At 67.2% G+C, this 25,120-nt stretch carries 19 protein-coding genes; 14 read left to right on the top strand and 5 right to left on the bottom strand.

The features are described 5' to 3' along the window. Window positions 1-54 precede the first annotated feature (54 nt). The 9 genes from IEY58_RS21310 to IEY58_RS21270 all read left to right on the top strand — a co-directional run bounded on the left by IEY58_RS21310 (window position 55) and on the right by IEY58_RS21270 (window position 10,280). Window positions 55-3,123, top strand: a complete 3,069-nt coding sequence (locus IEY58_RS21310) for a bifunctional [glutamine synthetase] adenylyltransferase/[glutamine synthetase]-adenylyl-L-tyrosine phosphorylase (RefSeq protein WP_189049517.1) — start codon at window positions 55-57, stop codon at window positions 3,121-3,123. Continuing rightward, window positions 3,120-3,584, top strand: coding sequence for a thioredoxin-dependent thiol peroxidase (gene bcp / locus IEY58_RS21305; protein WP_189049515.1), 465 nt, complete (start codon window positions 3,120-3,122; stop codon window positions 3,582-3,584). Before IEY58_RS21310 ends, bcp begins: the two co-directional genes overlap by 4 nt. A gap of 6 nt (window positions 3,585-3,590) precedes the next feature. Further along, window positions 3,591-4,433, top strand: coding sequence for a ferritin-like domain-containing protein (locus IEY58_RS21300; RefSeq protein WP_189049514.1), 843 nt, complete (start codon window positions 3,591-3,593; stop codon window positions 4,431-4,433). 86 nt (window positions 4,434-4,519) lie between these two features. Beyond that, entirely contained in the window at window positions 4,520-5,122 is a 603-nt protein-coding gene (locus tag IEY58_RS21295; RefSeq protein ID WP_189049512.1) for a TetR/AcrR family transcriptional regulator, read from the top strand. Between the two features lie 106 nt (window positions 5,123-5,228). Beyond that, entirely contained in the window at window positions 5,229-5,648 is a 420-nt protein-coding gene (locus IEY58_RS21290; protein WP_189049510.1) for a tautomerase family protein, read from the top strand. A 272-nt stretch (window positions 5,649-5,920) separates the two neighbouring features. After that, window positions 5,921-8,083, top strand: a complete 2,163-nt coding sequence (locus tag IEY58_RS21285; RefSeq protein WP_189049626.1) for a YgiQ family radical SAM protein — start codon at window positions 5,921-5,923, stop codon at window positions 8,081-8,083. A gap of 81 nt (window positions 8,084-8,164) precedes the next feature. Beyond that, window positions 8,165-8,926, top strand: coding sequence for a hypothetical protein (locus IEY58_RS21280; RefSeq protein ID WP_189049508.1), 762 nt, complete (start codon window positions 8,165-8,167; stop codon window positions 8,924-8,926). A gap of 79 nt (window positions 8,927-9,005) precedes the next feature. Beyond that, on the top strand, window positions 9,006-9,527 hold the full coding sequence (locus IEY58_RS21275; protein ID WP_189049506.1) for a hypothetical protein: 522 nt from the start codon (window positions 9,006-9,008) through the stop codon (window positions 9,525-9,527). A 111-nt stretch (window positions 9,528-9,638) separates the two neighbouring features. Further along, window positions 9,639-10,280, top strand: coding sequence for an ABC transporter substrate-binding protein (locus IEY58_RS21270; protein WP_189049504.1), 642 nt, complete (start codon window positions 9,639-9,641; stop codon window positions 10,278-10,280). Window positions 10,281-10,403: 123 nt separating this feature from the next. Here the strand turns inward: IEY58_RS21270 and IEY58_RS21265 are convergent, their stop codons facing one another. After that, window positions 10,404-11,330, bottom strand: coding sequence for a LysR family transcriptional regulator (locus IEY58_RS21265; protein ID WP_189049503.1), 927 nt, complete (start codon window positions 11,328-11,330; stop codon window positions 10,404-10,406). Window positions 11,331-11,506: 176 nt separating this feature from the next. Between IEY58_RS21265 and IEY58_RS21260 the strand changes: the two genes are divergently transcribed. The 4 genes from IEY58_RS21260 (at window position 11,507) to IEY58_RS21245 (ending at window position 16,000) form a co-directional block, all read left to right on the top strand. Then, window positions 11,507-12,763, top strand: coding sequence for a serine hydrolase domain-containing protein (locus tag IEY58_RS21260; protein ID WP_229743855.1), 1,257 nt, complete (start codon window positions 11,507-11,509; stop codon window positions 12,761-12,763). A gap of 33 nt (window positions 12,764-12,796) precedes the next feature. Continuing rightward, entirely contained in the window at window positions 12,797-13,663 is an 867-nt protein-coding gene (locus IEY58_RS21255) for an NmrA family NAD(P)-binding protein (protein ID WP_189049499.1), read from the top strand. A gap of 27 nt (window positions 13,664-13,690) precedes the next feature. Then, the gene (locus IEY58_RS21250; RefSeq protein WP_189049497.1) at window positions 13,691-14,521 is read left to right on the top strand and encodes an aldo/keto reductase; all 831 of its coding nucleotides are present in this window, start codon (window positions 13,691-13,693) and stop codon (window positions 14,519-14,521) included. Window positions 14,522-14,917: 396 nt separating this feature from the next. Next, window positions 14,918-16,000, top strand: a complete 1,083-nt coding sequence (locus IEY58_RS21245; protein WP_189049495.1) for a hypothetical protein — start codon at window positions 14,918-14,920, stop codon at window positions 15,998-16,000. A gap of 45 nt (window positions 16,001-16,045) precedes the next feature. Here the strand turns inward: IEY58_RS21245 and prfB are convergent. Together prfB and IEY58_RS21235 are read right to left on the bottom strand one after the other, a co-directional pair. Then, window positions 16,046-17,174, bottom strand: a protein-coding gene (prfB, locus tag IEY58_RS21240) for a peptide chain release factor 2 (RefSeq protein WP_189049493.1) whose coding sequence is annotated in 2 segments (ribosomal slippage) — window positions 16,046-17,104 and window positions 17,106-17,174 — 1,128 coding nt in all. Because the reading frame shifts where the segments join, the coding sequence is not laid out codon by codon here. Between the two features lie 62 nt (window positions 17,175-17,236). Further along, a complete protein-coding gene (locus IEY58_RS21235; protein ID WP_189049491.1) occupies window positions 17,237-19,948 on the bottom strand; it encodes a penicillin-binding protein 1A in 2,712 nt (903 codons plus the stop codon). A 591-nt stretch (window positions 19,949-20,539) separates the two neighbouring features. Between IEY58_RS21235 and IEY58_RS21230 the strand changes: the two genes are divergently transcribed. Further along, window positions 20,540-23,824 (top strand): Rne/Rng family ribonuclease, encoded by a 3,285-nt coding sequence (locus tag IEY58_RS21230; RefSeq protein WP_189049489.1) that lies wholly within the window; start codon window positions 20,540-20,542, stop codon window positions 23,822-23,824. 190 nt (window positions 23,825-24,014) lie between these two features. On the opposite strand, the gene IEY58_RS21225 is transcribed toward IEY58_RS21230, so the two are convergent. Both IEY58_RS21225 and IEY58_RS34665 read right to left on the bottom strand, forming a co-directional pair. Next, on the bottom strand, window positions 24,015-24,437 hold the full coding sequence (locus tag IEY58_RS21225) for a nuclear transport factor 2 family protein (protein ID WP_229743853.1): 423 nt from the start codon (window positions 24,435-24,437) through the stop codon (window positions 24,015-24,017). Window positions 24,438-24,485: 48 nt separating this feature from the next. Next, complete coding sequence (locus tag IEY58_RS34665) at window positions 24,486-25,043, bottom strand: TetR/AcrR family transcriptional regulator (RefSeq protein ID WP_189049487.1); 558 nt, start codon at window positions 25,041-25,043, stop codon at window positions 24,486-24,488. Between the last annotated feature and the right edge of the window lie 77 nt (window positions 25,044-25,120).

Genomic DNA, 25,120 nt, shown 5'->3' with positions numbered 1-25,120 from the left:
GCTTGCGGTCGCCCGCGCCGGGCGCTACGTCAAGGAACCACGAGGGGAACCGGGATGACGGAGCCACTGATATCGGCCGAGCGCGTCCAGAGGACGCGCCTGCCGGTCCCGGCCGATGCCGGCCAGGCCGCGATCGAATGGGAGCGCTGGACTGCGGCGGCCGAAGCCGCGACAGCTGAATCCGAGACGGGCGAGCCGCTTGGTCGCGGCATGGCCGCGGTCGCGGCCGACCCGACGACGCATGCCTGGCTCGACGCCGTCTTCGGCAATTCGCCGTACCTCACCCGCTTGGCCCTCCGCGAACCCGAAGTCGCGCTCGCCGCCATGACGACGGGGATCGAGCCGGCGCTCGCGCGTGTGCTCGAGGAAGTGGCCGCCCTTACGGGCCACGAGCCGCGTGCCGAGATCATGACGCGGCTGCGCGCCGCGAAGCGCCGCGCGGCACTCGTGATCGCACTTGCCGATATTGCCGAGCTCTGGCCGCTCGAACGCGTCACGGGCGCCTTGAGCGCGCTTGCCGACGCGGCGCTGGGCGCGGCCGTGCGCCATCTCCTAGTCGGCGCCCACACCAGCGGCCAGCTGGCGCTGCCCCATCCGGACGAGCCCGAGCGCGACAGCGGCGTCATCGTGCTCGGCATGGGCAAGCTCGGTGCCCACGAGCTCAACTATTCCTCCGACATCGACCTCATCATCCTCTATGACGCCGACCGGATGGACTATCGCGGCCGCGACGCGATCCAGCCGCTGATGGCGCGGCTGGCGCGCGACCTGGTCAAGCTGCTGGAGGAGCGCACCGTCGACGGCTACGTGTTCCGCACCGACTTGAGGCTCCGGCCCGATCCGGCCTCGACGCCGCCCGCGGTCTCGGTCGCCGCCGCCGAAACCTACTACGGCAGCCTCGGCCAGAACTGGGAACGCGCCGCCATGATCAAGGCGCGCCCGGTGGCGGGCGACATCCCGGCCGGCCAGGCATTCCTCAAGACGCTCGGGCCCTTCATCTGGCGCAAGCACCTGGATTTCGCCGCCATCCGCGACATCCATTCGATCAAGCGCCAGATCGACGCCCGCCATGGCGCCCCCGCGGCGGGCCTCGCCGGCCACAACATCAAGCTCGGCCACGGCGGCATCCGCGAGATCGAGTTCTTCGCCCAGACCCAGCAGCTGATCTGGGGCGGCCGCGTGCCGACGCTCCGGAGCCCAGGCACGATCGAGACGCTCGAGGGCCTGGTCGCGACCGGGCGGCTCGCCGACCCGATCGCCGACGATCTCGCCCATGCCTATCGCGTGCTGCGCCGGGTCGAGCATCGGCTGCAGATGATCGACGACGCGCAGACCCACAGCCTGCCGACCGATCCGCAGGCGCTCGGCCGGCTTGCGATCTTCCTGGGCTTCCCGGACGCCGCATCCTTCGCGGCGGATCTCGGCCGCGAGCTCGCCGTCGTGCGCCGGCATTTCGCCGAGCTGTTCCGCGGCGCGCCGGCACTTTCGGCGGAGGGCAACCTGGTCTTCACCGGCAAGGAGCTCGACCCGGACACGCTGGCCACGCTCAGGGCCATGGGCTTCAAGTCGCCCGAGCCGGTCGCGGACGCGATCCGCGGCTGGCATCATGGCCGCATCCGCGCGACGCGCAGCGCCCGGGCACGCGAACTTCTGACCGAGCTGACGCCCGCCCTGCTGCGTGTGCTCGGCAAGACGGCCGACCCGGATTTCGCCTTCATCCGGTTCGACGAGTTCCTGAGCCGCCTGCCGGCCGGCGTGCAGATGTTCTCGCTGTTCCAGCATCACCCGGACCTGCTTCAGCTGGTGGCGGAGATCATGGGAGAATCACCCCAGCTCGCGGTCCAGCTGGCGCGCCGGCCGCTGTTGCTCGACGGCGTCATCAGCGGCGCGTTCTTCATCCCGCTGCCGACCGAGGAGCGGGCGCTCCATCGCGCGCTCACCCGTGACCTGAGCCTCGCCGTGGCGCGGGCGCGCGACTACGAGGACCTGCTCGACCTGACCCGGCGCTGGGCCAACGACCGCAAGTTCCAGATCGGCGTGCAGCTGCTGCAGGGGCGCATCGAAGGTTGGCGCTCGGCCAAGCATTTCTCGGCCGTGGCCGACATCGTCATCCAGACCCTGCTGCCGCGCGTCGAGGAAGAATTCGCCCGCCAGCATGGCCACGTGCCGGGCGGGCGATTCCTGGTGCTGGGCCTGGGCAAGCTCGGCTCATCGGAGCTGAACCAGCTCTCCGACCTCGACCTGATCTTCCTCTATTCGGTGCCCGACGGCATCGAGAACTCGGACGGGGCGAAGCCGCTCGCCTACACGACCTATTACGCGCGGCTCGGCCAGCGGCTCATCAACGCGCTGCAGGCGCCAACCGGCGAGGGCAATCTCTACGAGGTCGACATGCGGCTCAGGCCCTCGGGCAATGCCGGGCCGATCGCCTCGAAGCTCGACGGGTTCCTGCGCTACCACGAGGAGCAGGCCTGGACCTGGGAGCATATGGCGCTGACTCGCGCCCGGGCGGTTGCCGGCGACGCGAGCCTCGCCCGCGAGACCGAGGCGACGATCCGAACCCTGCTGACCAAGCCCCGGGACGCAGACCGGCTGCTCATCGACGTCGACGACATGCGCATCCGCATCGAGAAGGCACATCTGAAGCCCACGCCATGGGACGCCAAGCACCGGCGCGGCGGCCTGGTCGACCTGGAATTCATTGCACAGTATCTGCAGTTGCGCGTCGCTCCCGAAGACCCGAGCGTGCTCGCGACCGCGACCAATGCGGCCTTTCGCCGGCTGATCACCGCCCATCGGATCGACCCGGAGGTCGGCGCCGAGCTCCTGGAGGGGCTCGCGTTCTGGCATCAGGTCCAGGGCATGCTGCGAGTCGCCGTCGGCAAGGATGCCGAGCAGAGCGCCACAGCCGACCTGCTCGCCCGCGCGCTCACGCGCGCGACCGGCACCAAGGACCCGGCGCTGGCCTATGCGCGGCTCGACGAGGTGGCGGCGCGCGGCCTGGCACTCTATGAACGGCTCGTCGCCCGCCCGGCCAAGCGGGCGCGCCGGGCCCATCCCGAACTGCAACCGCCCGATAGACAATCGCCCGGCCAGCAATCAACGGAGACCAAAGGACCATGAGCCTCAGCACCGGCGACAAGGCCCCAGACTTCACCCTGCCGAGCGACGGCAACGGCACGGTCAGTCTCTCAGCCTTCAAGGGCCAGAAGGTCATCCTCTATTTCTATCCCAAGGACGACACGCCCGGCTGCACCAAGGAGGCCTGCGGCTTCCGCGACGCGTTGCCGGACTTCTCGGGTGCCGGGGCCGTGGTGATCGGCGTCTCAAAGGACTCGGCCGCCAAGCACGACAAGTTCAAGGCCAAGTACGAGCTGCCGTTCACACTCGCAGCCGACATCGACGGCAAAGTGGTCGAGGCCTATGACAGCTGGGTCGAGAAGAGCCTCTACGGCAAGAAATACATGGGCATCGATCGCGCGACCTTCCTGATCGACGGCGCGGGCGTCATTCGGGGCATCTGGCACAAGGTCAAGGTCGACGGCCATGTGGCGGACGTGCTGAAGGCGGCGCAGGCGCTCTGACGCGGCATGGCGGCGAGCCTGCCCACAAGCCTGACCGAGGGCGCGGTCGAGATCCTTAAGACCGCGGAACCGGCCGGGAAGATCCGGCTGACCCATGATCTGGCCGCGGCCTGGCGCGCCGGTGCGTTGCCCGTCGGATCCGGCGCGCTGCCGCCCGCGCGTCCGGCCCGCCCGGCCACGCCCGAACTGCGCCTGCCGCGCGACATGCCGAAGCGCCGTTCGGGCGGCTCGCTCCAGAGCCGCGTGGCGCTGCTCCATGCGCTGGCGCATATCGAGCTCAATGCGCTCGACCTGGTCTGGGACCTGGTCGCCCGCTTCGCCGACCCAGTCGTCCCAGAATTGGCGCGACCACGCCAATTCTGGGACGATTGGGTCAAGGTCTCCGACGAGGAGGCGACGCATCACGGGCTCTTGGCCGACCGGCTCGCCGCCCTCGACGCCGCTTACGGCGACCTGCCGGCCCACGACGGCCTCTGGCAGGCGGCCGAGGTAACTGCGCACGACCTCTTGGCCCGCCTCGCCATCGTGCCCCTGGTGCTGGAGGCGCGCGGCCTCGACGTGACGCCGCAGATGATCGGGGGCCTCGACAAGTTCGGCGACACGGCCAGCGCCGCGGCATTGCGCGTGATTTACCGCGACGAGATCGGCCATGTCGCAATCGGCCGCCGCTGGTTCGACGCCATCTGCGCCGAACGCGGGCTCGCCCCGGAGCCGACCTGGCAGGATCTCGTGCGCCGCCACTTCAAGGGCGCCTTGAAACGCCCGTTCAACACCGACGCCCGCGCCGCCGCAGGCCTGCCGGCGGATTTCTACGAGCCGCTGGCCGCACCAGGCGGCGACGCCTCCTAGCCGCGGAATGTGCTTGGACCGGTGAGGATTCCGCCCTATCTCCAGAATCAAAGAGAGCGATCGGTATAAAAGTTCGAGGAACGGCGATGCGATATTCGGCCGAGCACAAGGAAGAAACCCGCCGGAAGATCCTGGACGCCGCCGCGCGCCGCTTCCGCGCCGAAGGTTACGAGGGCCTGGGCATCGACGGGCTCGCCAAGGCCGCCGGCGTCACCAACGGCGCTTTCTACGGGCATTTCGCGACCAAGGCCGATGCGTTCCGCGCGGTCGTGACGTCGGGCTTGGCCGAGCTGCGCGATGGCATCGACCAGTGCCGGGCCGAGGGCGGCGAGGATTGGCTCGGGCACTTCGCCCAGTTCTATTTCAGCGATCCCAAGATCGGCTGCGCCGAGGATGCCTGCGCGCTGCCGAGCTTCGCGCCCGAAGCCGCCCGCGCGCCGGCGGAAACGCGGGAGGCGTTCCAGACGGCACTTCTCGAAGTGATGCGCGCCATGGCCGCAGGCCTGCCCGGCGAGACGGCGGACGGGCGTGAGACCCGTGCATGGATCGCACTCGCCCTGCTCACCGGCGGCGTGACGCTCTCGCGTGCCGTGCCGGACCCGACGCTCGTCGCACGCATCGTCGACGCCCTGACGCCGGCCGTCGTCAAGCTCGCCAGTCCGGAACAGCCGTCCGCCTCGACGCTTTAAGAGCAATCACTCTTTATTCGCCTTGCTTATGGAGCGAATCCTCTCTATCAATAGAGAGCGATCGGTGTTTAAACGCAAATGCTGACGCCAACTGAGGAGAATCGCTATGCCCATCACCGTCCATGCGACCGAAGGTGTCCTCTCGGGCGACGCCGAGCAGCAGGTCTTCGCCGAACTGACCCACGCCTTCCTCAATCGGCACCAGCTCGTCGGCAATGCGTTCCTGACCCCGAACGTCATCGGCGAGATCAACGTCATCCCGAAGGGCAAGTCCTTCGCGGGCGGCAAGCCGAACGACATCGTCGTCATCGAGCTCAAGGTACCGTCCTTCGCCCTTGCGACGCCGGAGCAGAAGCAAGGCTTCGTGGCGGACGCGACTGAGATCGTCTCGCGCGCGACCGGTGGCAGGCACCCGAAGGAACGCATCTTCGTCAACATGGTGCACGCGATCGACGGGCTCTGGGGCATCGCCGGCACGACCTACACCAACACCGACCTCCTCGACGCGGTGGGACGCGCCGGCTGATTGCTTCGGGCCGCTAGCGGCGGCTCAAGCGCAACCCGCCACGTCATTCCCGCGAGAGGCGGGAATCCAGCCAAGAGCCGCGTCTGCGGCGATAAGACTCTTTGTCCGCGCTGCCGCACGTAACGGACTGGATCCCCGCCTTCGCGGGGATGACGCCCGTTAAAGCATCCCCGCCTCAGACACAGCCCTGCCCTCCGCCCCCTTGCGCGGGCGGGCCTGAGGCGTATTACTGCCGGATTCGCGTCACCAGAATGACCAGTCGGGTCGGGGCCATGCTCGCCGCCAAGAATCTCTTCACCTACCCCAGGTTCTGGGCGAAGCGCTTCGGCCCCGCGCCGTTCTTGCCCATGACCCGGGCGGAGATGGACAAGCTCGGCTGGGACAGCTGCGATATTATCATCGTGACCGGCGACGCCTATATCGACCATCCGAGCTTCGGCATGGCGATCATCGGCCGGCTCTTGGAGGCGCAGGGGTTCCGCGTCGGCATCATCGCCCAGCCGGACTGGACGAGCGCCGAGGCGTTCAAGGCGCTGGGCAAGCCCAACCTGTTCTTCGGCGTGACCGCCGGTAACATGGACAGCCTGGTCAACCATTACACGTCCGACCGGCGGCTCCGGCACAACGACAGCTACACGCCGGACGGCGCCATGGGCAAGCGGCCGGACCGCGCCGTGCTGGTCTATAGCCAGCGCTGCCGCGAGGCCTTCAAGGACGCGCCGATCGTGCTCGGCGGCATCGAGGCGTCGCTCCGGCGCATCGCGCAATACGACCATTGGTCGGAAAAGGTGCGCCGCTCCGTCCTGGTCGACGCCAAGGCTGACATCCTGGTCTATGGCAATGCCGAGCGCGCCATCATCGAGATCGCCCATCGGGCGGCGGCCGGCGAGAAGGTGCGCGAGATCCGCGACATCCGCGGCACCGCGTTCCTGGTGGACCGGGTGCCGGACGGCTTCACGGTCTTGGCACCCGATCTCGTCGACGAGAAGGTGCCGGAACTGACGGCCGACAGCGGCCCCTGGGCGATCTCGGAGGAATTGCGCAATACGCCCGCCCCCGAGGCCGCCCAGATCCCGCCCGTGGAAGCAAAGCGCGGCCGCGGCGACCTCGCGTCCACCGTCGTGCGCCTGCCGGCGTTCGAGCAGGTCAAGGACGACCGCATCCTCTATGCCCATGCGTCCCGCATCCTGCACCAGGAGAGCAATCCCGGGAACGCCCGGCCGCTGGTCCAGCGGCACGGCGACAAGGAACTGTGGCTGAACGCGCCGCCGATCCCGCTCGAAACGCCGGAGATGGACGGCGTCTATGATCTGCCCTATGCGCGGGCGCCGCATCCCGCATACGGCGAGGCCAAGATCCCGGCCTGGGACATGATCCGCTTCTCGGTCAACATCATGCGCGGCTGCTTCGGCGGCTGCTCCTTCTGCTCGATCACCGAGCACGAGGGCCGCATCATCCAGAGCCGGTCGGAAAAATCGATCCTGCGCGAGATCGAGGAGATCCGCGACAAGGTCGAGGGCTTCACCGGCGTCATCTCGGACATGGGCGGGCCGACCGCGAACATGTACCGGCTCGCCTGCAAGGACCCGAAGATCGAGGCGGTCTGCCGCCGACCGTCCTGCGTCTATCCGGACATCTGCAAGAACCTGAACACAGATCACACGCCGCTGATCGAGCTTTACCGCAAGGCGCGCGCGATCAAGGGCGTCAAGAAGATCCATATCGCGTCCGGCCTGCGCTACGACCTGGCGGTCAAGAGCCCGGAATACGTCAAGGAGCTCGTCACCCACCATGTGGGCGGGTACCTGAAGATCGCGCCCGAGCATACCGAGGACGGGCCGCTCTCCAAGATGATGAAGCCGGGCATGGGCGCCTACGACCGGTTCAAGGAACTGTTCGATAAATACGCCAAGGCGGCCGGCAAGAAATACTACCTCATCCCCTACTTCATCGCGGCCCATCCGGGGACGACCGACGAAGACATGATGAACCTGGCGCTCTGGCTGAAGCGCAACAAGTTCCGCGCCGACCAGGTGCAGACCTTCCTGCCCTCGCCCATGTCGCTCTCGGCGACCATGTACCATACGGAGCAGAACCCGCTTAAGCCCATCCGCCGCAACGGCGGCGAGCCGGTGTTCTCGGCCAAGGGCCTGAAGCAGCGGCGGCTGCACAAGGCGTTCCTGCGCTACCACGACCCGGAGAACTGGCCCGTGCTGCGCGAGGCGCTCAAGGCCATGGGCCGCGCGGATCTCATCGGCCCCGGCATGCATCAACTCGTGCCGGCCTGGCAACCGCCGGGCACGGGCAAGGGTCCAGCACGGCCGCAGAGCCGGGGGCCCGAGGGCCGCAAGCCGGGCGGCACGACGCCGTTCATGCAGCACACGGGGCGGGGGCCGAAGAAGGCGGCCCAGGGGCAGCGGGCGCGGCGGGGGTAGGCCATCCCCCATCGCCTCCCTCCAGCGACGGAGCAACTGCTCGAAAAGGGTTCTGCCACAGCAACTTCGGAACTGCGACGCATGCCATTTTCCAACGAGCAGATCGAAGTATGGCAGGAAGCTTCCCGCCTCATCCCGACAAAGACACAAGCCTTGTTGGGCAAATTTATCGCGTATCCCTATCGCGATCCCAAAGCGCTTGAATATGCCAAGCAGGGTTTTTGCCGCCGCGTTTCCACGCTAGCGCGTTGCATCCACAACGTCTTCGCAGCGATTCCGCTCGAGCGCACCGAGCGGCCGTCCAACGACGAGCGAACCGACGCCACCATCAATATCCAGGCGTTCCTATTCAATGCATTTGGAAGCTTGGACAATCTCGCACATATCTTAGTTGGCGAGCGGCAGTTGGTTCGGGCAGATGGCAAGAGCTTTCGGGCTCTGCAGATCGGTTTAGATCCTGGAAAGGACCTGCGCACTGCCCTTTCACCGGAGCTTTCTCACTATCTGGCGACGCTTGACGATTGGTTCAGCTATTTGGCGGACTTTCGTCATGCGCTTGCCCATCGCGTCCCAATTTACATACCGCCCTACCTCATCACCAGCGCCACTAGGGATGAATACGAGCGCCTTGAGAATGAGAAGGCTCAGGCCTTCATAGCCCACGACATTGAACTAGCGGTGCGGCTCGACGATGCCCAAGACGCATTAGGGCAATTCGAGCCGATCATGACGCACTCCCCTCTGGAGAGCCCCGGCTTCATCGCGTTCCATCGCGAAATGCTGGTCGATTTCCACACGATTGAAGAAATCGCGGGAAAAGTGCTCGATGAGTTGAGGCGTTAGCGTCAAGCACAGTCACCAAGCATAGCTTTAATCTATGGTTACAGCATAATAAATCTCAAACATTAAGAGACGTTGGGGCATGAACGAGAACGAACATCATAAAGAGATCTATGCCCATTTCGGCCTAGCCATCTACCTCGCCCAGGTGCTTGAAAATGGCCTCGTAAACGCTCTTCTTCTGATCGATTTCATCCCAAAGAATGTCTCAAATATAAAATCCCATATCGATTGGAGTCGCGAATTCGATGCGTTCTTTGACAGCCGGATCGCACTGACCATGGGTAATCTTATCCGTGAGCTGAAGAAGGTCACGACCATCCCCGACACATTGGAAAAGCAGCTGCTCCTTGCTTTGGAGCGGCGACGATTCCTCGTTCACCATTATTTCCGCGACAACGTCCGATTCTTCCAAACTGACGAAGGTCGCAACAAGCTCATCGCCGATTTAGAAGGCTACGGCAGGGACTTTTCTGCGGCGAACCGCGCGCTGGAGGCATTGCTGACACCGCTCTATGCCAAATACGGAATTACGCCGGAGAGGCAGGCGGCCGCTCTGGAAGCTTGGCGAGCTGAGCAACAGCCTGACTCAGTGTCGTCTTGAGTCAATACGACCATTCCCGACCATATTGCCAAATACCGTCAGCGAGTCGCCTATTGCCAAGCAACCCGACCGCACGCTCTGCCCAACCGACCTGACCTCCCCGGAGCCAGCATGGCGTTTCGTGCATTCTTGACGGCCGCCGCCCTGCTCCTCACCGCGCCCGCCTTCGCCTCGGCCGAGCAGGTGCTGCGCGTGCCGCTCTTCGCGGAGCCGGTGGCGCTCGATCCGCATCTGATCGACGGGCTCGTCGATTTCCGCATCTGCAATGATCTGTTCGAGCCGTTGACCACGCTCGACGCCGAGGGTGGGCTCATTCCCGGCGCGGCCGAGAGCTGGAGCGAGAGCGCCGATCATCTCTCCTGGACCTTCACGCTCCGCGCCGACGAGCGCTGGTCGGACGGCAGCGCGGTAACGTCGGTGGATTTCCTCTACAGCCTGCGCCGGATCGTCGATCCCAAGACGGCGGCGAGCTATGCGGCACCGGAGGAGCCGCCGGCCGCGGACCAGCCGGAGCGTGTGGCCGAGGCGAAGCGGCTGTTCGCCGCGGCCTGGACCAGCGCGGGCAAGCTGAAGCTGCGCCTGCTCGCCGGCCGGACGCAGACCGTCCACCGCGACGTGACCGCGCTCAAGGACCAGGCGGTCATCCCCTGGGCGCACGAAACGACGCAATATCTGCTGAACCCGCGCCTCCGCGGCTGGGGCCGGAGCCCGCTCGCGATCTTCCCGAGCCGGTTCATCTCGATCGCGCCCTAAGTCTCCTGCTCGTAAGCCGCATCCATTTCAGATGCTGGCTTCGGATGCCGGCCGGGATTGCAGCCACCGGCGCGGCCACGGGCAGCGCTGAAACCTTATGTCACCATCCCCGAAGCGCGACCGTCAGGAGACGCTTCCAGCCCAGGCGCTTCCGGTGTTGGCGATCTCGCGGACGAAATCGAGGAATGCCCGGACCTTGGCCGGCGGTAGATGACGCGACGGGTGATAGGCGAAGAGCGGATAAAGCTCTTCCGACCAATCGGGCAAAATCTGCACAAGTTCTCCTCGGCTAAGAAACGGCACCATGCCGATCGCGAGGCTCTGGAAGATGCCCTGGCCGGCAATGCAGGCGGCAAGGGCAGCCGAGGGATCGTCCATCATCAGCCGCCCCGACGCCTTGATTTCGAGCACCTCGCCATGGCCATGGAACTCCCACGGGAAAGGCCGACCGGTCGAGGGGTCGCGAAACAGCAGCACCTCGTGATGGACGAGATCGTGCGGCGTCGCCGGCATGCCGTGCTTCTCGAGATATGCCGGCGCGGCACAGGTCAGGACGGGGACCTCGAGCAACTGCCGCGCGATCAGGGACGAGGTCTCCGGCGGTCCGAAACGCACGGCCACGTCGATGCCGGCCATCATCTCCTCGCGATAATTGCTGGTCATGAGATCGACCGACAAGAGCGGGTGGCGCGCCAGGAATTCCTGCATCCTCGGCGCCAACACCGTGCGCGCGAACCACGGATCGACGGAGATGCGCAGCCGGCCGGCGACCACGATCGCGGTGCCGGCCGCATCGGCGGCGGCCTCTTCGAGCCCCGCCAGAAGCGGCATCACCTGTGCGTGGAAGCGGCGTCCTTCCTCCGTTAAGACCACCTCCCGCGGGCTGCGGTCGAACAGCCGCACGCCGACGCGCGCTTCGAGTCGCGCCACGGCCCGGCTGACGCCCGACGGCGTCAATCCCAGCATTTCCGCGGCGCGCGCGAAATTCCCGGTCTCCGTCACGGCGGCGAGCACGCCCGCCCCCGTCAGCAGTCGCGTATCGAACGTCAAGATCGCCTCCCCGACGCACGCATGGCCAGCGAAGCCACCGACATTACCGGACAGTGATTTTCAGTCATCATTATTTTGATCTTAATGCGTTCGCCTCACTGCCATTTCAAGCCGTAGATAGACCCGCCGCCGGTTCTTCCAGGGAGTGAGAGATGCACGGGATATCGCGCAGAGCCATGTTGGCGCGGGGTGGTCTTCTGGCCGCCGCCGCGTCTCTCGACGCCGGCTGGCCCTTCGCCGCCCAGGCTCGGCCGCTCGCGGCTTTCGCCGGCACCAGGAGGATCGACGCCGCGCTGAAGCAGGCGGTGACATCCGGGGACGTCGCGGGCGTCGTGGCCGTCGGCGCCACCGCGCATGGCCTTGTCTATGAGGGCGCCTTCGGTAAGGCGGACGTCAAGGCGGGTTCGCCGATGGCCCCCGACACGGTGTTCTGGCTGCTGTCGATGACCAAGGCGCTTACCGCCACGGCCTGCATGCAACTCATCGAGCGGGGCCGCATCCACCCCAATGACGACGCCGCGACGTATCTGCCCGAATTGGCCAAGCCGATGGTGCTCGACGGTTTCGACGCCGCCGGCAAGCCCCGCTTGCGCCCGGCGAGGGGCGCGATCAAGGTGCGCCACCTGCTGACGCACACCGCCGGCTACAGCTATTCGATCTGGAGCGAGGGGCTCGGCCGCTACGAGCAGGCGACCGGGATGCCCGACATCGCCACCTGCAAGAACGCGGCGTTCACGGCACCGCTGGAGTTTGATCCGGGCGATCGCTGGCAATACGGCATCGGCATGGATTGGGTCGGCAAGCTGGTCGAGGCGGTCACCGACCAGTCGCTGGAGATCTATTTCCGCGAGAACATCTTCGCCCCGCTCGGCATGGCGAATTCCGGTTTCCTCATCGACTCGAAGCAAAAGCGGCGCGTCGCGACCTGCCACGCCCGCCAGACCGACGGCTCGCTCGCGCCGATGGCGTTCGAGATGCCGCAGCGGCCGGAATTCTTCATGGGCGGCGGCGGCGCCTTCAGCACACCGCGCGACTACATGACCTTCCTGCAGATGCTGCTGGATGGCGGCACGTTCCACGGCGTCCAGGTGCTCAAGCCGGAAACGGTCGCGCTGATGATGCAGAACCAGATCGGTGCCCTGAACGTCCACGAGATGCGTTCGTCCCAGCCGGCCTATTCGCACAGCTTCGATCAGTTCCCCGGCCAGCCCCACAAATGGGGCTTCTCCTTCGACATCAACACGCAGCCAGGCCCCAACGGCCGCTCCGCCAGCAGCATCTCTTGGGCCGGATTGCTGAACTGCTATTTCTGGCTCGATCCGGTGCGAAAGGTCACCGGCGCTCTCTTCACCCAGATCCTGCCCTTCTACGACCCGAAGGTCGTCGCCCTCTACGGCACCTTCGAGCGCGAACTCCATGCCGGTCTGGCCTGAGCCCAACCCCTCACGATCCTAGGGAGAGACATCATGTACGCAATCACAGGAATCACCGGCAAGGTGGGCGGCGCGCTCGGCCGCAAGCTGCTGGCCCAGGGCCGGTCGGTGCGCGCAGTCCTGCGCGACGCGGCGAAGGCGGAGGCCTGGTCGGCACGTGGCTGCCAGGTCGCGCTGGCCGGGATGGAAGAGCCGGACCGGCTCGCCGCCGCCTTCGAGGGCGCGGACGGCGTCTTCATCCTGCCGCCTTCCGAATTCGACCCGGCGCCGGGCTATCCCGAGGCCCGGGTGGTCATCGATGCCCTTACCGCCGCGCTCGACAAAGCCAGGCCGAAGAAGGTGCTGTGCCTGTCGACCATCGGCGCCGACGCGCCGCACGACAACCTCCTGACCCAGCGCACCCTGATGGAAGAGGCTGTCCGCGCTACCGGCCTGCCGGTGACGTTCCTGCGGCCCGGCTGGTTCATGGAGAATGCCCTGTGGGATGTGGCTTCGGCACGGGAAGGGGTGCTGCACAGCTTCCTGCAGCCGGCCGGCCGGGCCTTCCCGATGGTCGCGACGCAAGATGTCGGCAGCGTCGCCGCCGATCTCCTGGTGGAGGATTGGAACGGCACGCGGGTCGTCGAACTGGAGGGACCGGCGCGCGTGTCGCCGAACGATCTGGCAGAGGCCTTTGCCTCGGCGTTGGGACAACCGGTGCGTGTCGCGATCGTGCCCCGCGCAAGCTGGGAGACGCTCTTCGTCTCGCAGGGCATGAAGAACCCGACGCCGCGCATCCGCATGCTCGACGGCTTCAACGAGGGCTGGATCGAATTCGCCGACCAGGGCCGCTCGGCGATCAAGGGAAACACGCCCCTCGCCGAGGTGATCGCGAAGCTGGTGAAAGCCGCCGCGGCCTAATTCGGCAACCTTTGAGAGGAGTTGACCATGCAGACGATCCAGAGCCAGGGCATCGACATTCCCCGCCTGGGCCTCGGCACCTTCCGGATGCCGGGCGGGGATGCACAGCCGGTCGTTGAAAGCGCCATCGCGCTGGGGTACCGGCATATCGACACCGCCGCGATGTACGAGAACGAAGCCGCCGTCGGCGCGGCCATCGCCGCCTCGGGCGTCAAGCGGAGCGAGTTGTTCGTCACGACCAAGGTCTGGCACGACCAATTGGCGCCGGACGCGCTGCGCCGGGCGTTCGAGACCAGCCTGAACAAGCTGCGGCTCGACCATGTCGATCTCTATCTGGTCCATTGGCCGGCCCGCGACATGGACATGGCCGCGACCCTGGAGGCGCTGATGCGGCTGCGCGCCGATGGGCTGGTCAAGGGGATCGGCGTGTGCAACTTCAACCTGCCGATGATCCGCAAGGCCGTGGACGAGATCGGCGCGCCGCTCGCGGTCCATCAGGTGGAATACCACCCCTTCCTGTCTCAGCAGCCGATGCTGGCCTATCTGCGCAGCCACGGCATCGCGCTCACGGCCTATGCGCCGTTAGCGCAGGGCCGGGCCGCCGCCGACGAGACCCTCGCCGCCATCGGCCGCAAGCACGGCGCGACCGGAGCGCAGGTCGCGATCGCCTGGCTGCTGGATCAGCCGAACGTCCTGGCCATTCCCAAGGCCGCCCGGAAGGAAAGCCAGCAGGCCAATCTGGAGGCGCTGACGATCCGGCTCGACGACGAGGACCGCCGTTCGATCGCGGCCCTGCCGAAGGATCAGCGCCTCGTCCGCCCGCCCTTCGCGCCGGACTGGGACGCCGCCTCAGCCTGAAGATACCGTGGTCTGCAGTGACATTGCGCGCCGATGGACGACGATGACCGCCCGGCTCCGCCAGGGCGGTGTCGAAGACCATCCCAGAATCCTGGAGGCAGGTGATGCCTGGGTACATCCACCTCCCCGTTCCCACCCGCGAAATGCGCGATCTCGCACGGGTTTGGAATGACGGCCTCGACGGCAAGGCCAACGGCTCCCGGTCGATCGGTGCGGAATCCTTTCTGGGGGTTTGAGACCAACAGCGAGAGCGCCCTTGCCGAAGGTAGAAAGCGGGCTCAGACTATAGCCACAAGTTGCGGAAGACGGGGCGCCGCCGCCTCAGGGGAAGCGGCGGGCGGCGTCTTTCCGCCGGCCACGGCAGCGGCTTCGAACATCCCCCTAAGGGAGGCATCGATGAAACGCGACCGCGCCCGGTTCCGCCTGTTCGTGCCTTTGCTGGCGCTCGGCCTTCTGGCCAGCGCCGAGAGCGGTGCCCAGTCCAGCGCCACCCCCACCTATCAGGCGGTAGACCTGGGCGCCCTGCCCGGCCAGGCCTACAGCATCGCGGCCGGGATCAATGACTGGGGCGAGGTGATCGGCTCGGCCTTCTCCGACCGCGAGGACATGTCCGATCTGTCCCATGCGGTGCTGTTTACCCACGGTAAGGTCGTCGATCTCGGCGTTCCGCCGGGCCAGAACTTCACCAACGGCTATGCGATCAACGATGCCGGCCTCGGCATCGGCATCACCGGCGTGTCTCAGCCGGGGCTCGACCCGATGCCCTTCGCAGCGCTGTTCGCGCGCGGCCAGACGCAGCTCATCAGCGCGCCCGGCGGCAGCGTCGCCTTCGGCCTCGCCATCAATCAGCGCGGCCAGGGCGCCGGCTATGGCATCATCAGCGGCCAGACCCACGCCCTGCTTTACCAAGGCGGGGCCGCCACCGACCTGGGCCTGCTGCCGAACGGCAGCTACAGCATCGCCTATGCCTTGAACGACCTCGGCATTGCGGCCGGAACGGCCGATGTGGGCAGCGGCATCAACCACGCGGCCGTGTTCGCCCACGGCACGATCCTCGATCTCGCCCCCACGGCAACCACGGAAAGCAGCAATGCCGAAGGGATCAACGACCGAGGCCAGGTCGTCGGACAGGTGATCGGCGCAACATACCACGCCTTTCTCTACAGCGACGGCACGATGACCGATCTGACGCCACCCGGCGCCAGCTACAGCGACGCTGCGGCGATCAACAACCGCGGCCAGATCGCCGGCAGCGCCTATTTTCCGGCGGTCGGCCATGGTCGGGGCGTGCTCTGGACGGCGGGGCAGGTGGTGCAACTGCCGCCGTTGCCGGGTTACGCCGACAGCGCGGCAGCGGCGATCAACGAGCGCGGCCAGATCGCCGGCTATTCCACCAACCCGGACGGCGGCTGGCGGGCGACGCTCTGGACACCCCGGAACTTGGGGACACCGCAGAACCTGGTTTTCTCGCTGCAATAGGGGGATGCGAGGCCGCCGCCCGAAGACGGCGGCCTCTCGATCGCGTCAGTCGAGATCGCTCACATTGCCCTCGACGCCCTTCAAGCGCGAGGCGAGCGAGGCTTCGAGGAACATGTCGATATCGCCGTTCAGCACCGCCCCCGAATTGCCAGTCTCGGCCCCGGTGCGCAGGTCCTTCACCATCTGGTAGGGCTGCAGCACGTAGGAGCGGATCTGGTGGCCCCAGCCGATGTCGGTCTTGGTGGCGTTCAAGGCATCGGTCGCGGCCTCGCGCTTCTGCAGCTCGGCCTCGTAGAGGCGCGCCCGCAGCATGTCCCAGGCGATCGCCCGGTTGCGGTGCTGCGAGCGGTCCTGCTGGCATGACACCACGATCCCGGTCGGGATATGGGTGATGCGGATCGCCGAGTCGGTCTTGTTGACGTGCTGGCCGCCGGCGCCCGAAGCCCGGAACGTGTCGATGCGGCAGTCCTTTTCCTGGATGTCGATCTCGATCTTGTCGTCGATCACCGGATAGACCCAGGCCGATGCAAAGCTGGTCTGGCGCCGCGCCTGGCTGTCGAACGGCGAGATGCGCACGAGCCGGTGCACGCCGCTCTCGGTCTTGAGCCAGCCATAGGCGTTGGTGCCCATGATCTTGAGCGTCGCGGACTTGAGACCCGCCTCTTCGCCCGGGCTCTCTTCCAGCCAGTCGGTCTTGTAGCCGTGGTCCTCGGCCCAGCGCGTGTACATGCGCACCAGCATCAGGGCCCAGTCCTGGGCCTCGGTCCCGCCGGCACCGGCATGGATCTCGAGATAGCAGTCGTTGGCGTCGGCGTCGCCCGACAAGAGGCTTTCGAGCTCGCGCTTCGCGACCTCGGCCTTCAAGGCCGCAAGCTTGGCCTCGGCCTCGGCGACCAGTTCCGCCTCGCCCTCGGCCTCGGCAAGCTCGATCATCTCGAGCGTATCCGCGAGCTCGGCCTCGATCTTGCGATAGCCATTAACAGCAGTGTCGAGCCGGTTGCGCTCGCGCATCACCTCCTGCGCGGCGGCGGCGTCGTTCCACAGGTTCGGGTCTTCGGCCCGGGCGTTCAGTTCATCGAGGCGACGGAGAGATTTCTCCCAGTCAAAGATGCCTCCTCAGCAGGGCCAACGACGAGCGGATCTCGTCGGCCACCGCTTGAATTTCCGCACGCATGCGTCACTCCATCGGTCAAGAACGGCGCCCGGACCGGATCGCCCGGGCGCGAAGCAGGGTTTCTAATACAGACCGCCCGTCCCCGTCGACGGTGCCGTGGTCGGCGGCGGCGGCAGGGGCGAGGCCGAGGTCGGCCCGGGCGGCGGCGGGACCGCGCCCATACCAGGCGGCACGGCGCCTGTGATCGCCGTCGGCTGCTGCGGCTGGCCGGCCTGCAGCACGGCCTGGTCCTCGTCGGCCGGCGCGTTGCTCTGCTGAGCATCGCCGATCGAGCCCACGTCGATGCCGCTGCCGTCGACGACCTGATCGTTCGGCGTTGGCTCGGTCCCGGGTTTGAACGCCTCCCAGATCATGTTGCGCTCGCCGCCCTCGGCGAGCTTGCCGGTCGCCGCATTGACGCGCACCAGGCGCACGCCCGGCGGGATGCGGAAATCGACCGGCGGCTTGTCCTTCAAGGCATCGGTCATGAATTCGGTGAAGAGCGGTGCCGCAGTGCGCGCACCCTGCTCCAGCCGGCCCAAGGTGCGCGGCGTATCGAAGCCGACATAGACCGCAACCACCAGGTCGGGCGTGTAGCCGACGAACCAGGTGTCGAACATGTCGTTCGTGGTACCGGTCTTGCCGGCGAGCGGCATCTTGAGATAGCTGCCGACGGAATTGGCCGCCGTGCCGCGCTGGATGACGCCCTGCATGATGTTGACCATCTGGTAGGCCGTCGCCGGGTCCAGCACCTGCTCGCGCTCGTCCGGCAGGGTCGGCACTTCACCGTCCGGCGCCCAGTCGTAGTCGCCACAGCGCGGGCATTCCCGCGTATCGTGCTTGAACACGAGCTTGCCCTCGCGGTCCTCGACCCGGTCGATCAGCGACGGCGTGATGCGCTTGCCGCCATTGTCGATCATGGCGTAGGCGGTCGCGAGCTTGAGCGGCGTCGTCTGGCCGGCGCCCAGCACCTGGGAATAGAGCAGCGGCATCTTGTCCATGAGCCCGAGCCGCTCGACATAGGGCGCGATCTTGTCGATGCCGATCGTCGTCGCCATGCGCACGGTCATGAGGTTCAGGGACTTCTCGATCGCGACGCGCAGCGGCTGCGGGCCCGGCGCCTCGCCGCCCTCGAAATTATGCGGCCGCCACAAGGGCAGGCCCGGCCCCTGCTCCATCTCGATCGGGTCGTCGAGGATGAGCGTCGAGGGCGTCATGCCATTGTCGAGCGCGGCCAGATAGGCGAACGGCTTGAAGGTCGAGCCGATCTGCCGATAGGCCTGGGTCGCCCGGTTGAACTGGCTCGTCTCGTAGGACCAGCCGCCGTCCATGGCGAGCACGCGGCCGGTGTGGGGATCGAGCGCCACCATGGCACCCGACACGTTCGGGATCTGGCGGAGCGCCCAATGGGCGATCGTCGGCGGGCTGGCGGGCACCGCAGTGGGCGTTGCAACTGGCGGCGACGGTTCGGCAACCGGCTTCGCGCCCTTGCCCTTGGCGACGGGCTTGGCCGTGGTGGGCTTGGCTGGGACCGGCGGCTCGCTCATCACCGCCTCGACCAGCACGACGTCGCCGCGCTTCACCACCTGCTCGGCGGTCTTGGGCGTCACACCCACACGCTGATCCTCGAGCGTCGGCCGGGCCCATTCCATCTCCTTCATCGGGATGGTGCCGGTCGAACCGTCGGCAAAGCCGATCTCGGCGGCGTCGGGCTTGACCTCGCGCACGAGCGCCAGCTTCCAGGGCACCGAACCGCCCGGCACCGGCACGGCCGCCAGCGCCTGGTTCCAGCCCTTGGCGTCGGGATTGATGTCGAGATGGGTGACGGGGCCGCGCCAGCCGTGGCGCCGGTCATAGGTCACGAGCCCGTCCCGGAGCGCCTTGTCGGCATAGGTCTGCAGGATCGGATCGAGGCTGGTACGGACCGACAGGCCGGACTTGTAGACCTTGTCCTCGCCGAAGCGCTGGATGAGCTCGCGCCGCACCTCTTCGGTGAAATAGGGAGCGGAGAAGACCTGGGTCTCGTCACGCTTGCGGAGCACGATCGGCTCGGCCTCGGCCGCCTTCGCCTCGGCCTCGGTGATGGCGCCGATCTTCCACATGCCGTCGATGACGTAGTCGCGCCGCGCCTTGGCCGCGTCGTAGTGGCGCGCCGGATCATAGTTGGTCGGGCCCTTGACCGCGCCGGCAAGGAACGCCGCCTCGGAGACGGTGAGCTCGTCGACCGACTTGTTGAAATAGACGAGCGCACCGGTCGCGATGCCGTAGGCGCCGCGGCCGAAATTGATCTCGTTCATGTAGAGCTCGAGGATGCGCTCCTTCGAGAGCGCCTGCTCCATGCGCACCGCGAGGATCGCTTCCTTGATCTTGCGGACGTAGCTGTACTGGTCGCCCAGCAGCATGTTCTTCGCGACCTGCTGCGTGATGGTGGAGGCGCCGATCTGGCGGCGCCCCTGCCCGGCATGCATCAGGTTCTGGATCGCCGCGCGCACCATGGCCGCCGGATTGACGCCGCCGTGGCTGAAGAACTCCCGGTCCTCCGCCGCCAGCATCGCCTGGACCACGCGCGGCGGGATGGCCGAGATCGGCACGAACACACGGCGCTCCGTCGCATATTCCGCGAGCAGCCGGCCATCGCCGGCATGGACGCGCGTCGTGATCGGCGGCTGGTAGTCGGCGAGCTGCTGGAAGTCGGGCAGGTCGGCGGCGTAGTGCTGATAGACGACGAATCCAGCCCCGGCGCCAAGCGCCAGGAGCAGAAACAGCGTGAACAGCAGCGATTGAACATAGCGCATGCGCGGCAACGAGCTCATCGGACAAGAGCGGGCGCCGAACCAACCGGCGGCCGGCGGGTCAAAAGACCCCTTCCCGGCTCGTCCGGTATGGCGCTTTGCGACCGGCCTTGCCAAGCGTATTTACGTCGCGGCTGCCCCGTAGGTTCCGGCAGAGTGAAGCGCTGCAGTCGCCACGATTTCGCCAAATTCTCGGCAGTTGGCCAATCATCAGGGCCAACGCTTTAAGGGTTGTCGATCCGGTCGGCGCTCTTTATTGTCGGTTTTGCGAAAATCCCTGGGGGAGCCGAATCGACGAGATCGAAACGGCGACGTCGCCCCGGAATGCCCGATCGTCGGATGCGGCCCTTAGCGCTCCGACCGGGTTCCGGCGGGGGCGTAGATCTCCAGAGGATCCTGTGATGAAACCCCCGCGGCCAGATTCGGCGAATTCGTCCGGATTGCGGGGACCCGATGAACCCAGCCATGGCGAGCATAAGATCGCCGTTCGGCAGGATGTTTTCGAGGGTTCCGCCGGCCCGGCCAAACGAGAGCGCGCTGCCACGCCGGTCTTCGCACGGCGTGAGACCGGCCGTGCTCCGGAGTACATGCCTGATGGCACGACGCATGCTGATCGATGCGACGCATCCCGAAGAAACCCGGGTCGTCGTTCTCAACGGCAACCGTCTCGAGGAATTCGACTTCGAGACTTCCACCAAGAAACAGATCAAGGGCAACATCTACCTCGCGAAAGTGACGCGGGTAGAGCCGTCCTTGCAGGCGGCCTTCGTCGAATACGGCGGCAACCGCCACGGCTTCCTCGCCTTCAGCGAGATCCATCCGGACTATTACCGGATCCCGATCGGCGACCGCGAAGCGATGCTCGCGGCCGAGCGCTATGACGAGGAGCACGGCCACGACGAGTCCGCCGCCTCGGACGCACATGAACACCACGACCGGCAGGAACACTACGACCAGCACGACGGGGACGAGCCCGGCGACGGCAACGGGTATGACGCCCGGCACGGGTATGACGACCGCCACGAGCATGCCGAGCAGCCGGATGACGACGGCCACACGCCGCATGCCGAGGCGGGCGAGCCCGACTTCGAGTCGGCGCCCGCGCCGGTCACTCTCGCGCCGGACGCCCCCGCACCAGTCGCCCCCGCGCCGGCCGCCTACGAGCCGCCGGCCCAGGCTGCGACCGATGGCATCGCCGTCGGCGCCGTCTATGCGGTCCAGGTGACCGAGCCCGTACCGTTCGATCCGGCCCCGTTCGATCCGGCACAAGAGGCGACGGTCGAGGATATCGCGACGCCAACGACGGTCGAAACCGTCGAAGGCGCCGTCTCCGAGGCTGAGCACGCCAGCCACATCCAGCAGACGGAAGAGGCGCCGATCACGGTCGAGACCGTGGGCGGCGACGATTTCGAGGAAGTGCAGACGCGCCCGCGCACCCGGCACTACCGCACCTACAAGATCCAGGAAGTCATCAAGCGCCGGCAGATCCTGCTGATCCAGGTGACGAAGGAGGAGCGCGGCAACAAGGGTGCGGCGCTCACCACATATCTGTCGCTCGCCGGCCGCTATTGCGTGCTGATGCCGAACGCGGGCCGTGGCGGCGGCGTGTCGCGCAAGATTACCTCGGCCACCGACCGTCGGCGCCTGAAGGAGCTGATGGAGGAGCTGGAGGTGCCGGAGGGCATGGGCGTCATCGTCCGTACCGCCGGCAGCGAGCGCTCCAAGGCCGAGATCAGGCGCGACTACGAGTATCTGCTGCGGCTCTGGGACGAGATCCGCGAGATGACCCTGCAGTCGTCGGCGCCGGCGCTCATCTATGAGGAAGGCAGCCTGATCAAGCGCGCGATCCGCGACCTCTACAGCCGCGACATCGAAGAGGTGCTGGTCGAGGGCGAGGACGGTTACCGCACGGCCAAGGAATTCATGCGCATGCTCATGCCGAGCCATGCCGCACGCGTCCGGCCCTATCGCGACCCGGCGATCCCGCTGTTCCACCGTTTCCAGGTCGACGCCCAGATCGACCAGATCCATAACCCGGTCGTCCAGCTGCGCTCGGGCGGCTACATCGTCATCAACCCGACCGAGGCGCTGGTCTCGATCGATGTCAACTCCGGCCGCTCGACCAAAGAGCGCAACATCGAGGAGACGGCGACCAAGACCAACCTCGAGGCCGCCGAGGAAATCGCACGCCAGCTCCGCTTGCGTGACCTGGCCGGCCTCGTCGTCATCGACTTCATCGACATGGAGGACGGCCGCAACCAGGGCGCCGTCGAGCGCAAGCTCAAGGAGGCGATGAAGAACGACCGGGCGCGCATCCAGCTCGGCCGCATCAGCCCGTTCGGCCTCCTGGAACTGTCGCGCCAGCGCCTGCGCTCGAGCCTGATCGAGGCCTCGACCCAGGTCTGCCCGCACTGCAACGGCACCGGGACGATCCGCTCGACCGAATCGACGGCGCTCGTCGTGCTGCGCGCGCTCGAGGAAGAAGGCATCCGCCGCCGCACCGCGGAGATCGCGATCTACGTGCCGACGCCGATCGCGCTCTATGTGCTGAACCAGAAGCGCGACACGCTGTCGATGATCGAGCAGCGCTACGGCTTCCGCGTCATGGTCCTGCAGGACGACACGCTGGTGCCGCCGGCGTTCCGGCTGGAGCGCGTGCGCGCGCTCACCCAGCAGGAGCTGGACGCGCTGCCGATGCCGACGGCGACCCCCGTGCCGGAGGAAGAGGAAGAGGAATATATCGAGGAAGGGCTCGACGAGGCCGCCGAGGCCGAGGGCGAGGTCCGCGAGCAAGCCGCGGTCGGCGAGCATGCCGAGAGTGCCGAGGCCGGCGGCGACGAGGATCGCCCGCGGCGCAAGCGGCGGCGGCGCAAGCGGCGGCGCGGCGGCGACGAGCAGGCGCAGATGCAAGACGGCGAGGAGAGCGCCGACGAGGACGAGGAAGAGGGCGCCGAAGGCCCGGACGAAGCAGCGGCCGACGGCGAGGAAGCAGAGGGCGCACCGGCGCCGGTCGAGGCCGCGGGCCATGACGGCGTGTCCGATGCCGAGCGCAAGCGTCGCCGGCGCGGCAAGCGCGGCGGCCGCCGGCGGCGGCGCGACGAGGAGACCGGTTCGGCGGCGCCTCAAGCGGGCTATCCGGCCGATGACGATCCGCTCGCTTATCCTTCCGCGCTCGATTTCGCCCGCGACGGTCGCGAGCCGCTGTTCGACATGGAAGGGGGCGAGGACCAACCGGCAGCGCCCGCACCGGTTACGGCCGAGCCGGTCGAGGCTCCGTCGGTCGAGGCTCCGTCGGGCGAGGCTGCTGCGGCGCCCGTCGTGACCGAGATCGCGTCCGAGCCCGCAGCGGCACAGGCCGAAGCGGCCGCCGAGGAAAAGCCCAAGCGCCGTCGCGCGCCGCGCAAGAAGGCCACGGAAGCGGCAGCGGAGGCCCCGGCCGAAGTGGTCGCGGCGGAAGCCGCAGCACCGGCCGAGCCGGCAACGGAGGTGGCCGAGAAGCCAAAGCGTCGTCGCGCGCCGCGCAAGAAGGCGGCGGAAGCGCCGGTCGAGCCGGCTACGGCAGAGCCTTCGGCGGTCGAACTTCCCGCCGAACCGGCGGCCCTCGAGCCCCCGATCGCCGAACCCCCGATCGCCGAACCCCCGATCGCCGAACCCCCAGTCGCCGAGCCTCCAGCCGTCGAGCCTGCGGCGGCCGAAGCGCCGGTGGCACCGGCGATCGTGCCGGAGCCGGAGCCCGTGGCGGCCCAGGTTGCCGATGCGCCGCTGGCCGTCGAGGCGGAACCAGCAGCAGCCGAACCGGCCGCGGCAGCCGCCGAGCCGATCCCGGTCGAGCCGCCCTCGCCGCCGCGCCGTGGCTGGTGGAAGCGCCTGATCGAGTAACCGCTGAGGCGTGCGAAACAGAGAGCCCCGGATGGTCCCGCCATCCGGGGCTTCTCATTTCATCCCTCCGTCATTCCCGCGCAGGCAGGAATCCAGAGCGGCTTCTCGGGGCTCGTGGTTGGTGTCAGCATCGGCCAACGCCTTCGGAGCAACCCTGGATCCCCGCCTTCGCGGGGATGACGTAGTGCCCCTACCGCTTGCCGCGGAACTTCCGGTCGGCCTCGGCGATCTTCACGTCGTTGATGCTGGCTTGGCGCCGCTCCATCAGCCCCTCGGCATCGAAGTCCCAGTTCTCGTTGCCGTAGGACCGCCACCATTGCCCGTCGGCATCGTGCCATTCGTACTGGAAGCAGACGGCGATGCGCGTGTCGGAGAAGCAGAACAGCTCTTTCTGCAGATAGTAATCCTGCTCGCGCGCCCATTTCTCGCGGAGGAACGCGCGGATCTCGTCTCGGCCGCGGATGAACCGATCGCGATTGCGCCAATCGGAGTCGGGCGTATAGGCGAGCGCCACTCGGTCCGGATCGCGCGTATTCCAGGCATCCTCCGCGGCCTTGACCTTGGCGCGGGCGGTCTCTTCGGTGAACGGCGGCTTGATGATAGGTGCAGGCACGATATTCTCCTATATATAGAACGATCGATATACTACAGGCTCAAACCCTCACCCGGCAGCGAGCATATGCTCGGCCGCGGCGCGGGCGTCCGCCGCGGCGTCGGGGTAGCCTTCGACCATGGCGGTCACGATGGCCCCCTCGACCAGCAGAAACAGCGGACGAGCGAGCGTCGGCACATCGGCCGCCGCCGCAACCTCGGTAACGAAGCGCGCGAGCGCCTGCTTGTGCCGGGCGGCCAGATGGCGGACCTCATGCGCCGGGTCCGCCAGCTCGCCCGCGGCATTGATGAAGGCGCAGCCGTGGAAATCCGGCTCGCGGAACCACTCGCCCAGCGCATCGAACAATGCCAGCACCCGCCCGCGCCCGGCCGGTGCCAGCGCCGTCACCCGCGCCTCGTACCAGACCATCCAGCGCCGATCGCGCCGTTCCAGCGCCGCCAGCACGAGGCCGTCCTTGTTGCCGAACTGGTTGTAGAGGCTCATGCGGGCGACCGACGCCTCGGAGAGGATCGTGTCGACGCCGGTGCCATGGATGCCATCGCGATAGATGAGCCGCTCCGCCGCATCCAGCAACCGATCCCGCACCTCTTCCGTCGTCGCACGCATGGCCACTCCATATAGAACGTTCTTTCTATATACGGCTGCCCGATATCGCTTGTCAACCGCTGCGGGCGGATGCTACA

It is taken from the genome of Aliidongia dinghuensis (genome assembly GCF_014643535.1).
GTDB lineage: Bacteria > Pseudomonadota > Alphaproteobacteria > ATCC43930 > CGMCC-115725 > Aliidongia > Aliidongia dinghuensis.
Note: the sequence above shows the minus strand (reverse complement) of the source record. Positions and strands in the feature narration are given on the sequence as shown.

What these genes read in the sequence shown, in the direction of transcription:
- IEY58_RS21310 (WP_189049517.1), top strand. Translation starts at nt 55, where the DNA reads ATGACGGAGCCACTGATATCGGCCGAGCGCGTCCAGAGGACGCGCCTG.
- bcp (WP_189049515.1), top strand. Translation starts at nt 3,120, where the DNA reads ATGAGCCTCAGCACCGGCGACAAGGCCCCAGACTTCACCCTGCCGAGC.
- IEY58_RS21300 (WP_189049514.1), top strand. Translation starts at nt 3,591, where the DNA reads ATGGCGGCGAGCCTGCCCACAAGCCTGACCGAGGGCGCGGTCGAGATC.
- IEY58_RS21295 (WP_189049512.1), top strand. Translation starts at nt 4,520, where the DNA reads ATGCGATATTCGGCCGAGCACAAGGAAGAAACCCGCCGGAAGATCCTG.
- IEY58_RS21290 (WP_189049510.1), top strand. Translation starts at nt 5,229, where the DNA reads ATGCCCATCACCGTCCATGCGACCGAAGGTGTCCTCTCGGGCGACGCC.
- IEY58_RS21285 (WP_189049626.1), top strand. Translation starts at nt 5,921, where the DNA reads ATGCTCGCCGCCAAGAATCTCTTCACCTACCCCAGGTTCTGGGCGAAG.
- IEY58_RS21280 (WP_189049508.1), top strand. Translation starts at nt 8,165, where the DNA reads ATGCCATTTTCCAACGAGCAGATCGAAGTATGGCAGGAAGCTTCCCGC.
- IEY58_RS21275 (WP_189049506.1), top strand. Translation starts at nt 9,006, where the DNA reads ATGAACGAGAACGAACATCATAAAGAGATCTATGCCCATTTCGGCCTA.
- IEY58_RS21270 (WP_189049504.1), top strand. Translation starts at nt 9,639, where the DNA reads ATGGCGTTTCGTGCATTCTTGACGGCCGCCGCCCTGCTCCTCACCGCG.
- IEY58_RS21260 (WP_229743855.1), top strand. Translation starts at nt 11,507, where the DNA reads ATGTTGGCGCGGGGTGGTCTTCTGGCCGCCGCCGCGTCTCTCGACGCC.
- IEY58_RS21255 (WP_189049499.1), top strand. Translation starts at nt 12,797, where the DNA reads ATGTACGCAATCACAGGAATCACCGGCAAGGTGGGCGGCGCGCTCGGC.
- IEY58_RS21250 (WP_189049497.1), top strand. Translation starts at nt 13,691, where the DNA reads ATGCAGACGATCCAGAGCCAGGGCATCGACATTCCCCGCCTGGGCCTC.
- IEY58_RS21245 (WP_189049495.1), top strand. Translation starts at nt 14,918, where the DNA reads ATGAAACGCGACCGCGCCCGGTTCCGCCTGTTCGTGCCTTTGCTGGCG.
- IEY58_RS21235 (WP_189049491.1), bottom strand. Translation starts at nt 19,948, where the DNA reads ATGCGCTATGTTCAATCGCTGCTGTTCACGCTGTTTCTGCTCCTGGCG.
- IEY58_RS21230 (WP_189049489.1), top strand. Translation starts at nt 20,540, where the DNA reads ATGGCACGACGCATGCTGATCGATGCGACGCATCCCGAAGAAACCCGG.
- IEY58_RS34665 (WP_189049487.1), bottom strand. Translation starts at nt 25,043, where the DNA reads ATGCGTGCGACGACGGAAGAGGTGCGGGATCGGTTGCTGGATGCGGCG.